The 13811-nt window shown below is 63.6% G+C and carries 15 protein-coding genes and 1 tRNA gene; 12 read left to right on the top strand and 4 right to left on the bottom strand.

What is annotated here, in order from left to right:
• The first annotated feature begins 1 nt into the window (after nucleotide 1).
• The 6 genes from AAFM29_RS09625 (at nucleotide 2) to AAFM29_RS09600 (ending at nucleotide 5170) form a co-directional block, all read left to right on the top strand.
• Nucleotides 2-1282, top strand: coding sequence for an aspartate kinase (locus AAFM29_RS09625; RefSeq protein ID WP_341712588.1), 1281 nt, complete (start codon nucleotides 2-4; stop codon nucleotides 1280-1282).
• 9 nt (nucleotides 1283-1291) lie between these two features.
• Nucleotides 1292-2452: a formate-dependent phosphoribosylglycinamide formyltransferase gene (gene purT / locus AAFM29_RS09620; protein WP_341712587.1), complete on the top strand. Its 1161-nt coding sequence runs from the start codon at nucleotides 1292-1294 to the stop codon at nucleotides 2450-2452.
• A 39-nt stretch (nucleotides 2453-2491) separates the two neighbouring features.
• Nucleotides 2492-3502, top strand: a complete 1011-nt coding sequence (locus AAFM29_RS09615; protein WP_341712586.1) for a nitronate monooxygenase — start codon at nucleotides 2492-2494, stop codon at nucleotides 3500-3502.
• A gap of 1 nt (nucleotide 3503) precedes the next feature.
• Nucleotides 3504-3821: a hypothetical protein gene (locus tag AAFM29_RS09610; protein WP_341712585.1), complete on the top strand. Its 318-nt coding sequence runs from the start codon at nucleotides 3504-3506 to the stop codon at nucleotides 3819-3821.
• Between the two features lie 69 nt (nucleotides 3822-3890).
• Nucleotides 3891-4745 (top strand): formyltetrahydrofolate deformylase, encoded by an 855-nt coding sequence (gene purU / locus AAFM29_RS09605; RefSeq protein WP_341712584.1) that lies wholly within the window; start codon nucleotides 3891-3893, stop codon nucleotides 4743-4745.
• Between the two features lie 17 nt (nucleotides 4746-4762).
• On the top strand, nucleotides 4763-5170 hold the full coding sequence (locus AAFM29_RS09600; RefSeq protein ID WP_341712583.1) for a VOC family protein: 408 nt from the start codon (nucleotides 4763-4765) through the stop codon (nucleotides 5168-5170).
• On the opposite strand, the gene AAFM29_RS09595 is transcribed toward AAFM29_RS09600, so the two are convergent.
• Both AAFM29_RS09595 and AAFM29_RS09590 read right to left on the bottom strand, forming a co-directional pair.
• Nucleotides 5167-5634 (bottom strand): protein tyrosine phosphatase family protein, encoded by a 468-nt coding sequence (locus AAFM29_RS09595; protein WP_341712582.1) that lies wholly within the window; start codon nucleotides 5632-5634, stop codon nucleotides 5167-5169. The genes AAFM29_RS09600 and AAFM29_RS09595 overlap by 4 nt on opposite strands.
• Nucleotides 5631-7736 carry a PQQ-dependent dehydrogenase, methanol/ethanol family gene (locus tag AAFM29_RS09590; RefSeq protein WP_341712581.1) on the bottom strand — a complete coding sequence of 702 codons (2106 nt, stop codon included), beginning with the start codon at nucleotides 7734-7736 and terminating at the stop codon, nucleotides 5631-5633. The genes AAFM29_RS09595 and AAFM29_RS09590 overlap by 4 nt, the downstream gene beginning before the upstream one ends.
• A gap of 129 nt (nucleotides 7737-7865) precedes the next feature.
• On the opposite strand from AAFM29_RS09590, the gene AAFM29_RS09585 reads away from it, so the two are divergent.
• The 3 genes from AAFM29_RS09585 (at nucleotide 7866) to AAFM29_RS09575 (ending at nucleotide 10278) form a co-directional block, all read left to right on the top strand.
• A complete protein-coding gene (locus AAFM29_RS09585) occupies nucleotides 7866-8732 on the top strand; it encodes a dienelactone hydrolase family protein (protein ID WP_341712580.1) in 867 nt (288 codons plus the stop codon).
• Between the two features lie 70 nt (nucleotides 8733-8802).
• On the top strand, nucleotides 8803-9810 hold the full coding sequence (locus tag AAFM29_RS09580; RefSeq protein WP_341712579.1) for an SPFH domain-containing protein: 1008 nt from the start codon (nucleotides 8803-8805) through the stop codon (nucleotides 9808-9810).
• Nucleotides 9811-9813: 3 nt separating this feature from the next.
• Entirely contained in the window at nucleotides 9814-10278 is a 465-nt protein-coding gene (locus AAFM29_RS09575) for an NfeD family protein (RefSeq protein WP_341712578.1), read from the top strand.
• Between the two features lies 1 nt (nucleotide 10279).
• Here the strand turns inward: AAFM29_RS09575 and AAFM29_RS09570 are convergent, their stop codons facing one another.
• The gene (locus tag AAFM29_RS09570; RefSeq protein ID WP_341712577.1) at nucleotides 10280-11230 is read right to left on the bottom strand and encodes a complex I NDUFA9 subunit family protein; all 951 of its coding nucleotides are present in this window, start codon (nucleotides 11228-11230) and stop codon (nucleotides 10280-10282) included.
• Nucleotides 11231-11402: 172 nt separating this feature from the next.
• Between AAFM29_RS09570 and AAFM29_RS09565 the strand changes: the two genes are divergently transcribed.
• Both AAFM29_RS09565 and AAFM29_RS09560 read left to right on the top strand, forming a co-directional pair.
• Nucleotides 11403-11489: transfer RNA gene (locus tag AAFM29_RS09565), tRNA-Leu, on the top strand.
• A 215-nt stretch (nucleotides 11490-11704) separates the two neighbouring features.
• A complete protein-coding gene (locus AAFM29_RS09560; RefSeq protein WP_341712576.1) occupies nucleotides 11705-12910 on the top strand; it encodes an integrase arm-type DNA-binding domain-containing protein in 1206 nt (401 codons plus the stop codon).
• Between the two features lie 33 nt (nucleotides 12911-12943).
• Here the strand turns inward: AAFM29_RS09560 and AAFM29_RS09555 are convergent, their stop codons facing one another.
• Nucleotides 12944-13156 (bottom strand): AlpA family phage regulatory protein, encoded by a 213-nt coding sequence (locus AAFM29_RS09555; RefSeq protein ID WP_341712575.1) that lies wholly within the window; start codon nucleotides 13154-13156, stop codon nucleotides 12944-12946.
• A gap of 328 nt (nucleotides 13157-13484) precedes the next feature.
• Here AAFM29_RS09555 and AAFM29_RS09550 point away from each other — a divergent pair, with 328 nt between their 5' ends.
• Complete coding sequence (locus tag AAFM29_RS09550) at nucleotides 13485-13700, top strand: hypothetical protein (protein WP_341712574.1); 216 nt, start codon at nucleotides 13485-13487, stop codon at nucleotides 13698-13700.
• The last annotated feature ends 111 nt before the right edge of the window (nucleotides 13701-13811 follow it).

The raw sequence follows: 13811 nt of genomic DNA, 5'->3' as shown, positions 1-13811 counted from the left end.
CTTGGCCCGCATCGTGATGAAATTCGGCGGCACATCGATGGCCGGGTCCGAGCGCATCCGCCGCGTGGCCAATATCGTGCGCAAGCAGCAGGCGCGCGGGCACGAGGTCGCGGTGGTGGTTTCCGCCATGGCGGGCGAGACCGACCGGCTCGTCAATTTCTGCCGCGAAGCCAATGCGCTCTACGATCCGGCGGAATATGACGTGGTCGTCGCCAGTGGCGAACAGGTCACTTCGGGCCTGCTTGCGCTGACACTCCAGTCGCTCGGCTGCAAGGCGCGCAGCTGGCTCGGCTGGCAGCTGCCGATCCACACGATCGAGGCGCATGCGAAGGCGCGCATCGAATCGATCGATGCCGATGCGCTGGTCGCCTCGATGCAACGCGGCGAGATTGCGGTGATCCCGGGCTTCCAGGGCCTTTCCGCCGATCACCGCGTGACCACGCTGGGCCGCGGCGGCTCGGACACTTCCGCAGTGGCGGTGGCGGCGGCGATCAAGGCCGACCGCTGCGACATCTATACCGATGTCGACGGCGTCTACACCACCGACCCGCGCATCGTCGCCAAGGCGAAGAAGCAGAAGGCGGTAACCTACGAGGAAATGCTCGAGCTCGCGAGCGTCGGGGCCAAGGTGCTCCAGACACGCTCGGTCGGGCTTGCCATGAAAGAGGGCGTGCGGGTGCAGGTCCTCTCCAGCTTCGTCGGCGAGGATGCTATCCCTGCCGACGAGCTTCCGGGAACGATGATCGTCTCGGAAGACGAAATGAACGAACTGGTGGAGAAGGGCGACATGGAACGCCAGCACGTGACCGGCATCGCGCATGACAAGAACGAGGCGAAGGTGATCCTCACCCGCGTGCCCGACAAGCCGGGCGCGGTGGCGCATATCTTCGATCCGCTGGCCAAGGCCGCGATCAATGTCGATATGATCATCCAGAACGTCGGACGCGACAAGGGCGAGACCGACGTGACCTTCACCGTGCCGATGGCCGACCTGGCGCGCGCGCAGGCGTTGCTCGAGGACAAGCGCGACGAGATCGGATACAATCGCCTGATCACCGACAGCAAGATTGCCAAGATCAGCGTCGTCGGCGTGGGCATGAAGAGCCACGCGGGCGTCGCCAGTACGATGTTCCAGGCGCTGGCCGACCGCGGGATCAATATCCAGGCGATCACCACCTCCGAAATCAAGGTCAGCGTGCTGATCGACGAGGATGAGACCGAACTCGCGGTGCGCGTGCTGCACACCGCCTATGGGTTGGATGCCAAGGAAGAAGCGGCATAGGAGTCGGCGATGAGCCACACCGCGAAGATCCTGCTGCTGGGCTCGGGCGAGCTGGGGCGCGAATTCGTCATTTCGGCCAAGCGCCTCGGTGCCTTCGTCATCGCCTGCGACGCCTATGACGATGCCCCGGCGATGCAACTGGCCGATGCGCGCGAGGTCTTCTCGATGCTCGATGGCGAGGCCTTGCGGGTGGTCGCCGAGAAGCATCGGCCCGACTATATCGTGCCCGAGATCGAGGCGATCCGCACCGAGGTATTGGCCGAGCTCGAGGCTGAGGGCTTCCACGTCGTACCCTCCGCCCGGGCGACGCAGATGACCATGAACCGCGACGCGATTCGCGATCTGGCCGCCAATGAGCTGGGGCTGGTCACTTCGCGTTATCGCTACGCCAAGAACCTCGAGGAAGTACGTGCGGCCGCGCAGCACACCGGCTTCCCCTGCGTTATCAAGCCGGTCATGTCCTCGTCGGGCAAGGGCCAGTCGACCGTGCGCGAGGAAGCGCAGCTAGAAGGCGCGTGGGATTATGCCTGCGCCAATATGCGCGGCGACCGCCAGCGGGTGATCGTCGAGCAGTTCATCGATTTCGATTACGAGATCACCCTGCTGACGGTGCGCCACAAGGGCGGGATCACCTTCTGCCCGCCGATCGGGCACCGCCAGGAACGCGGCGACTACCAGGAAAGCTGGCAACCTACGCCGATGTCCGAGGCGGCGATCGCCAAGGCGCAGGACATGGCGCGCAAGGTGGTCGACGATCTTGGCGGCTTCGGCCTGTTCGGGGTCGAATTCTTCGTGAAGGGCGAAGAGGTGATCTTCTCCGAACTGTCGCCGCGCCCGCACGATACCGGCATGGTCACGCTGGTCAGCCAGAACCTCACCGAATTCGACCTGCACGCCCGTGCGGTCATGGGCTTGCCGGTGCCAGCCGAGCTACGCGCGCGACCAGCGGCGAGCGCGGTGATCCTGGCCGATCGCGACAGCGACAGCCTGGCCTATGAGGGGTTGGCCGAAGCCATGGCCGATGGGGCGGACATCCGCATCTTCGCCAAGCCCACCAGTCGCCCCTATCGCCGCATGGGCGTGGCTCTGGCGACGGCCGGGGACACCGACGAGGCGCGGCGCAAGGCCCGCGAGGCGGCGCACAAGGTGCACGTCGTCTATCACAGCTGATGCTTGCCGCGGCGTCTCGCTGATCGTAAGCGCCAGCGAATGACCACCTATCCCAAGACTGAACGGCTGATGGCGCGCGGCGCCGCCTTCCTCGGCAGCGAAACCGCAATCCTGTGTGGGGCGATGAGCTGGGTGTCCGAACGGAACCTCGTTTCGGCCATCTCCAATGCCGGTGGCTTCGGAGTGATCGCCTGCGGCGCGATGACGCCCGAACTCCTCGATACCGAGATCGCCGCGACCAGGGCGCTGACCGACAAGCCTTTCGGCGCGAACCTGATCACCATGCACCCGCAGCTGTTCGATCTCATCGAGGTTTGCGGCAAGCATGGGGTCGGCCATGTCGTGCTGGCGGGCGGGATTCCGCCAAAGGGCAGCGTCGAAGCGATCAAGGCGCATGGTGCCAAGGTGATCTGCTTTGCGCCCACGCTGGCGCTGGCGAAGAAGCTGTTGCGCTCGGGCGCGGACGCGCTCGTGATCGAGGGCATGGAAGCCGGCGGCCATATCGGCCCGGTTTCGACCAGCGTGCTAGCGCAGGAAATGCTGCCCGAACTGGCTGAGGATCACCTGATCTTCGTCGCCGGCGGTATCGGCCGTGGCCAGGCGATCGCCGGCTATCTCGAAATGGGGGCGGCAGGCGTCCAGTTGGGTACGCGCTTCGCTTGTGCGAGTGAAAGCATCGCGCATCCCGATTTCAAGAAGGCCTTCTTCCGCGCCTCGGCCCGCGATGCGGTGGCGAGCGTCCAGGTCGACCCGCGCCTGCCGGTGATCCCGGTGCGCGCGCTCAAGAACAAGGGCACCGAAGAATTCACCCGGAAACAGATCGAGATCGCGGGCGTTCTCGATCGTGAGGAGATCGGGATGGAAGAGGCGCAGCTACAGATCGAACACTACTGGGCTGGTGCGCTGCGCCGCGCGGTGATCGATGGCGATGTCGAGAACGGCAGCCTGATGGCTGGCCAGTCGGTCGGCATGCTCAAGGAAGAAGAGCCGGTCGCCGCCATCATCGCCAAGCTGATGGCGCAAAGCGAGGAGGCGCTCGCGCGACGCTGAGATGGACATCCGGCGGCTCGATCTCGATATCGCGATCTATCGCGATCGGGTGCAGGTCACCGACCGATCGACGAGTTCCTTCGTCGACCAGCGCGCCGAATACCCTTTCTCTTCCAACCACTCATTGGTTGCCAATCCGCGCAACCTTGAGGACACGCTGGTCCGTGCGATCCGCCAGCTGCTTTCTGGCGGCTTCATGCTCAGCAAGCCAAGTGCGAGGGTGATTGCCAGCGAGCTGCCGCTTTCGCCCAGTCAGAAGACGATTGTCGAAACGGCATTGCGCGAAGCGGGCATCAGCGACGTTACCTTCGCGCTGTAAGTGCGCATTGGCACGGTACTAGGGCGAATGCGGTTGCCCTTGGCCTGATCGCGCGGCACAGCGCTGGCCATGTCCGAAGCCCTCGTCCTGACCCTCTCCTGCGCCGATCGTCCCGGGATCACCGCGCGCGTGAGCTCGTTCCTGTTCGAGCGAGGCGGCAACATTCTCGAAGCGCAGCAGTTCAACGATCGCACGTCGGATGCTTTTTTCATGCGCGTGGAATTCGACCCGGGTGCCATGTCGCGCGAACAGACCCGCAGCGAGTTCGCGTCGCTCGCGGGCGAGCTCGGCATGGAATGGAAACTGGCGCTACGCGACCGCCCACGTCGTGTTCTGATTATGGTCAGCAAGTTCGACCACTGCCTTGCCGACCTGCTCTATCGTTGGCGCATCGGTGAGCTGCCGATGGACCCGGTGGCGATCGTGTCCAATCACCCGCGCGAAGCCATCGAACACACCCATCTGGGCGATATCCCCTTCCATCACCTACCGATTACGCGCGAAACCAAGGCCGATCAGGAAGCGCAGATCCGCGCCGTCGCAGAACAGGCCGACGCCGAGCTGGTGGTCCTCGCCCGCTATATGCAGATCCTCTCGGACGAGCAGGCAGCGCATTTTTCCGGTCGCTGCATCAATATCCATCACAGCTTCCTGCCGGGCTTCAAAGGGGCCAAGCCCTATCATCAGGCGCATGAGCGCGGGGTCAAGATGATCGGCGCGACCGCGCACTACGTCACTGCCGACCTCGACGAAGGGCCGATCATCCACCAGGCCGCCGAACCAATCAGCCATGCCGACACGCCTGACGAGCTGGTCCGCAAGGGGCGCGAGATCGAGAACCGGGTCTTGGCCGAAGCGGTGCGCCTGCATCTCGAGGAACGCGTCCTTTTGAACGGCAAGCGGACCGTGGTATTCCGCAGCTAACCGATAGCGGGCGGAGGATGGCAATGATCGTCGAGCGGCTGGACCATGTGAATATCATCACCGATCGGCTGGCCGAGACAGCGCACTTCTATGCCGAGCTGCTCGATCTAGAGGAGCGCGACGCGCCGCCGCCGCTCAGGCCTGACCAGGTTCGCTGGATGTACGACCAGTCCGGCCAGGCAATCCTGCATCTCAATTCGGTCGATTGCCCACGTGCCTTTGATCGCGCAGTCGCGCCGGGTGCGGAGACCGGGGCGATCCACCATGTTGCGCTGCGCTGCGGCGATTTCGACGAGGTCAAGGCGCGGCTCGATGCGCGTGATGCTGACTATGCGGTCAACGATCTTTCGGCGATCGGGCTACGCCAGATCTTCACCGCAGACCCGAACAACGTCCTGCTCGAACTCAACTTCTTCGCTGCCTAGCTAATAGAGCCCAGCAGGGCTTTCCACGGTGCCGCGCCCGGATCGTCGCTGGACAGCGGATCCCACACTTCGGCCATCCGCGCCCTTGCTTCGGCTTCGGGTACGCCCGCCTGGCGGTCGAGCAGGTAGAGGAAGGCCGTCACCCGGTAATTCATGATGCAATGGACGTGCACCGGGCCTTCGACGCTTTCGAGGGTCTGGCGCAGTTTCGCGACATGTTCCTGGGTCGGGGCGTCGAATGGCACTGGTATATGCGTATAGCCGACGCCTTGCGCGGCCAGCGCGGCGCCTTCGTCGGGCAGGGCCTCTGGGTGGCTGTCGAGCGCAAGGTTGACGACGTGGCGCACGCCGATCGCCGCCAGCCGCGCGGGATCACCGGGCTCCAGTCGTCCTGAAGTGGTGATCCCGTCGGCCCGCCGTCGCCAGTTGCGGATGTCCGCCGGATCATCCGCAGCGGCGGTCACTTGCCCTCCAGCGCCTTGTCCTCATTGGCGCGTTTGAGCACGTAGGTCCGGATCGCTTCGATCTGCTCGCGGCTGAACTGGCCTTTCCATGCGACCATGCCGTTCTCCGCCAGCAGGCCGTCGTGGACGACCTTCTGCCACAGGTCCTTCTGCCCCAGCGTGGCCGAATGGCGCAGGTCAGGGTTGAGGCTGCCCGCGACTGCGGAGATGCCGTGGCAGACGCTGCAGCTGTTGCTGTAGAGCTTCTCACCCAGCGCGATCTGTTCGGGCGTGCCAGCAGGCGCCGGCGGGTCGAGGACGAGGGCAGGGGTCGGTTTGACCGGCGGCAACGAACCTGTCGCCCCCAGCTTGAATACCAGCAGGCGGCTGATGTTGGGGGTGATCCCGCCGCCGAGCTTGCCGGCGGATACGTCCCACACGCCGCCCCAGCCGACCACCACGGCGACATATTGTTCGCCGTCGATTGCATAGGTCATCGGTGCGGCGAGCACGCCGGTCTGGGTCGCGAAGGACCATAGCTGCTTGCCGGTATCGGCGGCATAGGCGCGAAATTCGCCGGTGGACGTACCCTGGAACACCAGGTTCCCCGCGGTCGCCAGCGTGCCACCATTGGTCGGGCTCGACTGCGGGACCTTCCAGCGCACTTCGCCTGCCACCGGATCGAACGCGACCAGGGCGCCGTTGAGCACTGCCTTGGTTGCATCGCGTACGCCCTTGTCGGCGGGGATATTGCCGCCGGTAAAGTCCACGCCGAGCTGGAAACCGGTCGTGCCTGGCTCCCAATCGGGGTCGTGTGCGTAATATTGCGGCGTGTTGTTGGTCGGGATGTAGACCAGCCCGGTCGTCGCGCTGAAACTCATCGGCGTCCAACTGTGCGCGCCGACCGCTCCTGGCACGCTGACGAAGGGCTTGCCGGTCAATTCATACTTGGCTTCCGGATTGACATCGGGCTTGCCCGTCACCGGGTCGAGGCCGCTGGCCCAGTTGATCCCATCGACGAAGGGCTTGCCCGAGATGAACTTGCCGGTTGCGGCGTCGAGCACATAGAAAAACCCGTTCTTCGGCGCGTGCATCACCACGCGGCGCGACTGGCCGCCGATGTTGAGGTCGGTGACGGTGATCTGCTGGTTGGAATCGAAATCCCAGCGGTCTTCGGGCGTTTCCTGAAAGTGCCAGGCATATTCGCCGGTGTCGGGTTTAACCGCCACGATCGACGCGGTGTAGAGGCTGTCGCCCGCACCATCGGTGTTGCGATAGGCCGGGTTCCACGGCTCGGCGTTGGCTGTGCCGAAATAGACGAGGTCGGTCTTGGGATCGTAGGTGATCGAATCCCACACCGTACCGCCACCGCCGAGCTTCCAGAAATCACCGCTCCAGGTCTTGGCCGCAGCTTCCAGGTGCTTTCCTTCCTGCGGCTTCGAGGGGTCGCCGGGCACGGTGTAGAAGCGCCACAACTCCTCGCCGGTCTGCGCGTCGAAGGCAGCCAGGTAGCCGCGGGTGAAATATTCGGAGCCAGCCGAGCCGATCAGCACGCGACCCTTGACGATACGCGGCGCCCCGGTGATCGCCATATGCGATCCTTCGGGAATGGTCAGCTTGGACCAGGCGACCTTGCCGGTCTTCTGGTCGAGCGCGACCAGTCGCCCGTCGAGCGTTGCGACGTAAACCTTGTCGCCATAGAGCGCGACACCGCGGTTGACCGCGTCGCAACAGACCTCGACCAGCTTGGACCGCGGCACCTCGGGGTCATAGGCCCATTTGAGCGCGCCAGTCCTGGCGTCATAGGCCTTCACCATGCTCCATGCGGTGGAGATGTAGAGCGTGCCATCGTGCATCAGCGGGGTCGCTTCCTGCCCGCGCGCGGTATCGAGGTCGGCCGACCAGGCGAGCCCCAGTTCCCCGACGTTGGCGTCGGTAATCTGGTTCAGCGGGGAGAAGCGCTGCTCGTCATAGTCGCCGCCATAGGTCAGCCACTCTTCGCCGTTCCCGGCGGCCAGCATGGCGTCGGTCACGCCTTCGGTTGCCAGCTCAGGCTCCTTGGGGCCCATGTTGCAACCGGCCAGTGCCAAGGCGGCAAGCACCGTAAATCCAATTCCCCGCATTGTCCCTCTCTCCCCGGCGACCAATTTCCGTCGCTCCTATGCAACCTATCCTGCCGTGCGGACGAAAGCTTGTCCATCTCGCATTGACGGATAGGATGTCCGCGCGAGGGGTGGCAGGAGAATGATATTATGTGTGACGAACAACAGCTTGCGCGCTGGGCGAAAGACGGAATTTCCCGGCGGCATTTCGGGGTCGGCGCGCTGGCGGGCGTCGCCGTGGCTTGTGCACCCTCGGAAAGCACTGCCGGCGAATCGAACGATGGCCCGATTACCGAACGCGAGGTGACCTTCGCCACGCCCGATGGGACCATGGATGGCGAGTTCTATCATCCGGCCACGGGCAAACATCCCGGCGTGATTTTCTGGCCCGATATCGGCGGTATCCGCCCCGCCAAGCGGGCCATGGCCAGGCGGCTGGCGGAAGCTGGCTATGCCGTGCTGCTCGCCAATCCCTATTACCGCGATGTGGCCGGACAGCAGTTCGAGGACTTTGCCGATTTGGCTGGCAATGACGGTTTCGCCAAGGTCACCCCATGGCGCACGAAGTTCACTCTCGAAACTCTGCAAACCGATGCGCGCGCCTGCGCCGAATGGCTCCAAGGGAAGGACGCGGTCGATGCCGCGCGCGGAATCGGCACGCAGGGATACTGTATGACCGGGTCCTTCGCGGTGGTCGGACCATCGGCGTATGATGCGATCCGCGCGGGTGGAAGCTTCCATGGAGGGGGGCTCGTTCGTGCCGAAGGGCCCAGCCCGCACAAGGTCCTGCGTGCCGATGCGCATTACCTGATCGCGATCGGCCAGAATGACGATGCCCGGGCCCCGAGCGACAAGGACGCGCTGCGCGAGGCGGCCAATGCCGCGGGTACCACGGCGGAGATAGAGGTCTATCCTGCCGACCACGGTTGGTGCGTGCTCGACAGTCCGAGCTATGACGAGATTCAGGCCGAGCGCGCCTGGTCGCGACTGCTCGAGCTTTACAAGGCGGCGCTTTGACAACAGCGGTTTAGCTTGCGGGCCGCCTCTGTCGCGTTACCATGGCAGCGATAGAGGAGGCCCGTTCGTAATGGTTGAAGTTCTGCTTGGCTTGCTGGTGCTGCTCACGCTCATCTTCCTGATGATGGGCGTGCGGGTGGTGAAGCAGGGTTACGTCTACACGATCGAACGCTTCGGCAAGTTCACCGTTTCTGCCGACCCGGGCCTGCACCTGATCATTCCGTTCATGGATCGCGTCGGGCGCAAGATCAACATGATGGAACAGGTGCTCGATATCCCGGGCCAGGAAATCATTACGGCGGACAACGCCATGGTCGGCGTCGATGCGGTGGTTTTCTTCCAGGTGCTCGATGCGGGCAAGGCCGCCTATGAGGTATCCAACCTCTACCAGGCGATCATGGCGCTCACGACCACCAATCTGCGCACCGTGATGGGCTCGATGGATTTGGACGAGACGCTGTCCAAGCGTGACGAGATCAATGCCCGTCTGCTCAGCGTGGTCGACCATGCGACCTCGCCCTGGGGGGTCAAGATTACCCGCGTCGAGATCAAGGACATCCGCCCGCCGCACGATATTTCTGAAGCCATGGCACGGCAGATGAAGGCCGAACGCCTCAAGCGCGCCGAGATCCTCGAGGCTGAGGGTGATCGTGCTTCGAATATCCTGCGCGCCGAAGGCGACAAGCAATCCGCCATCCTCAAGGCAGAAGGCAAGCGCGAAGCCGCCTTCCGCGATGCCGAGGCGCGTGAGCGTGCGGCCGAGGCGGAGGCCAAGGCGACCGAACTCGTCTCCAACGCCATCGCCTCTTCGGGAAGCCAGGCGATCAACTATTTCGTTGCGCAGGAATACACCAAGGCGGTCGCCCGCTTTGCCGAAAGCCCCAATGCCAAGACCATCCTGTTCCCGGTCGAAACGACCCAGCTAATCGGTTCGCTCGGCGGGATCGGCGAACTGGTGCGCGATACTTTCTCCGATGCCAAGGGCACGGTCGATACCGGAACCCCGATCCAGCAGCCGCGCGAACAGGTCGCCGTTCGCCGCCCCACCGTGCCGCGCACGGGCGATACGGGGCGGTAAGCCATGGAAGGCGTGGAAGCCTATTGGATCTGGCTCGCGGTCGGGCTGGTTCTGGCCGGTCTCGAGATGCTGGTTCCGGGGGTCTATCTGATCTGGCTGGCGCTGGCCGCCATCGTGGTGGCATTGCTCGCTTTCGTTTCCGGACCGGCGTTGGCGATGCAGGTGATCGCCTTCGTCTCGCTCGCGCTGATCTTCGCCTTCTCGGCGAAGCGCTGGCTGGGCGAGCGTCCGATCGTCTCGGCCGACCCGTTGCTCAACAACCGGATGGGTCGCCTGGTTGGCGAAACGGCGGTGGTGACTGACGCGATCGAAGGCGGTTCGGGCCGGATACGCGTCGGCGACAGCGAATGGATCGCGCATGGGCCCGATATCGCCGCGGGCGAGCGTGTGCGGATCACCGGCGGTCGGGGTTCCGAACTGCTGGTCGAACCGATCGCCTTGCTGGGCGAAGGCGACGCGGACGATTAGGTCAGGCGCTCAGCCGGTCGGCGAAGCGGCCGTGCTTGCGATAGCGCACCATCCACTTGTCGAGGAACAGGCCGAGCGGCTTGGCGGTGATGCCCAGCTTGTCGAGGCCGGGCAGCTTACCCGAGGCGGTATTGCCGGCCTTGAGCAGCGCCCACTGGTCTGCCGACATCGGCGTCAGCGGCAGCGCTGCGAACAGCGCTGAAAGCTGGTCGGGCACGGCCAGGAACGCGCGCTCGCGACCTTGTGCGGCGGCAATGCGGCGGTTGATGTCCATCATCGTCAGCACTTCGGGGCCGGCCAGCTCATAGGTCTTGCCGCCATGGATGCCGGGGGCTTCGAGCGCGCTGGCGACTGCTTCGGCGACGTCGTCGACATAGACCGGCTGCAGCTGCGCTTCGGGTCCGAACACCGGTAGCACCGGCAGGGCGGCGATCAGCCCGGCGAACATGTTGAGGAAATTGTCGTCCTTGCCGAACAGCACAGAGGGGCGAAGGATCGTCGCCTGGGGGAAGCCGGCCAGCACGCGGCGCTCGCCATCCTGCTTGGCCGCGACATAGGCTACCGGATTCTCCGGGTCGCCTTCGCCAGTGATGGCGCTGACATGGACGAAAGCCTGCGCGCCCTGCGCCTTGGCGGCTTCGGCCATCCAGCCGGGCGCCTCGCCCATCAGGCGCTGGAGGTTGCCCGCGAAGCTGCCGATCAGGTTGACCACCGCGTCGGCGCCCTGGAGGCAGCGCTCAACGCTTTGCCGGTTGGTCGCATCGCATCGCGCGAACTGGATCTGGCCGAGGTTGGCCAGCGGCTTGAGCTTGAAGGCATGCTCCGGATTGCGGCTGGCGATGCGCAGGCGCGCGCCGCGTGCCAGCAGCGCCTGCGCCACATATTGGCCAAGGAAGCCGCTGCCGCCCATCAGCACTACCAGCTTGCCGTTCAATGCACTGCCTTTTGCCATCGAAATCGCCTGTATCCTTGCGCGTGGAATCGTCGCTGCGCCCCTAGCGCCAACGGCTTGCTGCCCGCAAGCGTTCCGGGCGCACCGATTGCGGTTGACAAGAATCGCCGCGCTTCGCTAGGGGCGCGCTCCTACCCGGCCCGGACATAGATGCTCCGCGGCTAGCATGTGTGCCCAGATGGCGGAATTGGTAGACGCACCGTCTTCAGGTGGCGGCGCTCGCAAGGGCGTGGAGGTTCGAGTCCTCTTCTGGGCACCATTTTCCAATCCCAAAACATCCCACCAGGGTCGACAAAACGGCAGAATTCTGCCATTTTCAAGCCTCACCCATCCCGGAATGTGTCAGCCGATTTCAGGCAATCCGGGGCCATGGAGTGCCAGAAGCAGGGCGATATGGCCCCGCGAAAAATTTGATGGCCCCATGTCCCGCAGCGCCTCGCCGAGCACCAACCGGACAGCTGAGGAGAATCGACCGTGGCGCTCACAGATATGCAGATCCGGAACCTTCGTCCGATGGACAAGGTGATCCAGCACACGGATGATCGTGGTCTTTATGTGGAGGTCCACCCAAGCGGATCGAAACTGTGGCGCTTCAAATATCGCTACATGGGCAAGCAGAAGAGGCTGGCCCTTGGTCGCTATCCCGATGTCGGGCTGGCTGAAGCCCGTCAACTAAGAGACGACGCGCGAAGGAAGCTGGACGCCGGGGCCGATCCCCTGACCGAGCGTAAGCGCGAAAAGCTCGTGGCTGCATTCAGCGCGGCGAACACCTTCGGCGACATCGCCAGAGAGTACATCGACAAGCGGGTTGCCGAAGGGCAGTCCGAGGCGACGACACAAAAAGCCAACTGGCTGCTTGAACAGCTCAGACCGATCTGGACCTTTCCGGTCACGGACATCAAGCCTGTCGATCTGCTCGCTGCGCTGAAGCGCGTTGAGGCTCAGGGTAAATATGAAACAGCGCGGCGCTGCCGGTCCTTTGCAGGTCGTGTCTTTCGCTACGCGGTTGCGACCGGCCGAGGCGAGAGCGATCCCAGCGCAATCCTGCGCGGTGCGCTGGTGGTCCCGAAGACCAAACACCATGCAGCGATCCTCGATCCAAAACAGCTTGGTGAACTGCTGCGATCCATGGACAATTACAGCGGACACACGATCACGCGTCTTGCGATGCAGGTTTCACCGCATGTCATGACCCGTCCCGGCGAGTTGCGGATGGCGGTGTGGTCCGAGATCGATCTCGACAATGCTGTCTGGAAAATCCCCGCCGAGCGCATGAAGATGCGCCGCCCGCACGAGGTGCCTCTGTCCCGTCAGGTCGTGGCATACTTCCGCGAGTTGTTCGAACTCACCGGGCCTAATGGCTTTGTCTTTCCGGCATTCCATACCTGGCGTCGTCCGCTCAGCGAGAACACGGTCAATCAATGCTTCCGCCGGATGGGCTATGCGGTCGGCGAAGTAACCGCGCATGGCTTGCGCACCACCGCTTCAACCTTGCTCAACGAGAGCGGCAAATGGTCACCCGACGCCATCGAGCGATCGCTGGCACATGCCGACGCAAACAGCATTCGGGGCGTCTACAATCGCGGTCGCTACTGGGATGAACGTGTCGCCATGCATCAGTGGTGGAGCGATTACCTCGACGGATTGCGGGCCGACGTGCCACCGGATCAGGTCAGGTAGGCGCCCGGGCGCGCCTCTCCTTTGTTCCGACGGTTAAGAGGCTTGCCTGGCCGTGTCTTCGCGAAAGCCAACCGGATCAGCTATCCAGCGGTTGATCGCGGATTCGCGCCAGCCTGCACCGTGAATGCTGATCGGTATCTGTGACGGAAACGTCCCTTCGGCGATCTTGCGATAGACAGTCGATCGCGAAAGTCCGGTGCGGTGGAGGACGGTCTTGAGGCGGATGATACGGTCTGGTTCCGGCATGTTCGTGTTTCCATTGCTTGGTGTTCGCTGGCACCCCCTGCAATGAGACTGGCAAGTTCGCGGCAATAGGCCAGCGATTACTGGGAGGGTCGAAGTGCTGCGCAGAATTGGCTGCGCATGGCGGCGGAAAGGATTTGTCCCGTCGGCTTCCGCTCAGGGGTAATGCAGGTCCGAAAGGTCGGTTTGGGCGCAGCGGCAGGCCTTCTTTCGACCGGATCGAAGCCCAGGCCGATAAGGCAAGCAAATGTAGCCTAGCTTTACACGTGGATGCTGACACACAAAGAAAATCGAAGTATCTTTACATGTTCGGCAGCACCCGAAAATCGACTTGGAGAACCTGCTCAGCAATCATTTCCGCCACCCGTACACGCGCATTGAATTCGTGCAGAAGGAGATCGGGGTCTCTCGCCCGACAGCGACCAAATATCTCGATGAGCTCGCCGGAAGCGGAATGCAGTTCAAGCACCGCGAAGGTCGCAATAATTACTACATCGATCAGCCGCTGGTTGCCCTGTTCGAAGATCGTGAGCCTTGGGCAGAGTGAACCACCTGAGCTCTGTGGTTTTATCCCGCAAATTCCGAACTTGCGGAATTGCGGGATAAATCGCTGCAATCCGTATCCCGCGAGGAGCTAGGCAAATGCCATACGGTGTAC

The sequence above is a fragment of the Erythrobacter sp. genome, assembly GCF_038133525.1.
Classification (GTDB): Bacteria; Pseudomonadota; Alphaproteobacteria; order Sphingomonadales; family Sphingomonadaceae; genus Qipengyuania.
The sequence above is the reverse complement of the archived record's forward strand: the minus strand, read 5'-3'. Positions and strand labels throughout refer to the sequence as shown.

Coding starts and splice junctions, on each gene's coding strand:
- AAFM29_RS09585 (WP_341712580.1), top strand. CDS start 7,866: ATGTGTGACGAACAACAGCTTGCGCGCTGGGCGAAAGACGGAATTTCC.
- AAFM29_RS09555 (WP_341712575.1), bottom strand. CDS start 13,156: ATGCCGGAACCAGACCGTATCATCCGCCTCAAGACCGTCCTCCACCGC.
- AAFM29_RS09600 (WP_341712583.1), top strand. CDS start 4,763: ATGGCAATGATCGTCGAGCGGCTGGACCATGTGAATATCATCACCGAT.
- AAFM29_RS09615 (WP_341712586.1), top strand. CDS start 2,492: ATGACCACCTATCCCAAGACTGAACGGCTGATGGCGCGCGGCGCCGCC.
- AAFM29_RS09575 (WP_341712578.1), top strand. CDS start 9,814: ATGGAAGGCGTGGAAGCCTATTGGATCTGGCTCGCGGTCGGGCTGGTT.
- purU (WP_341712584.1), top strand. CDS start 3,891: ATGTCCGAAGCCCTCGTCCTGACCCTCTCCTGCGCCGATCGTCCCGGG.
- AAFM29_RS09570 (WP_341712577.1), bottom strand. CDS start 11,230: ATGGCAAAAGGCAGTGCATTGAACGGCAAGCTGGTAGTGCTGATGGGC.
- AAFM29_RS09590 (WP_341712581.1), bottom strand. CDS start 7,736: ATGCGGGGAATTGGATTTACGGTGCTTGCCGCCTTGGCACTGGCCGGT.
- purT (WP_341712587.1), top strand. CDS start 1,292: ATGAGCCACACCGCGAAGATCCTGCTGCTGGGCTCGGGCGAGCTGGGG.
- AAFM29_RS09580 (WP_341712579.1), top strand. CDS start 8,803: ATGGTTGAAGTTCTGCTTGGCTTGCTGGTGCTGCTCACGCTCATCTTC.
- AAFM29_RS09610 (WP_341712585.1), top strand. CDS start 3,504: ATGGACATCCGGCGGCTCGATCTCGATATCGCGATCTATCGCGATCGG.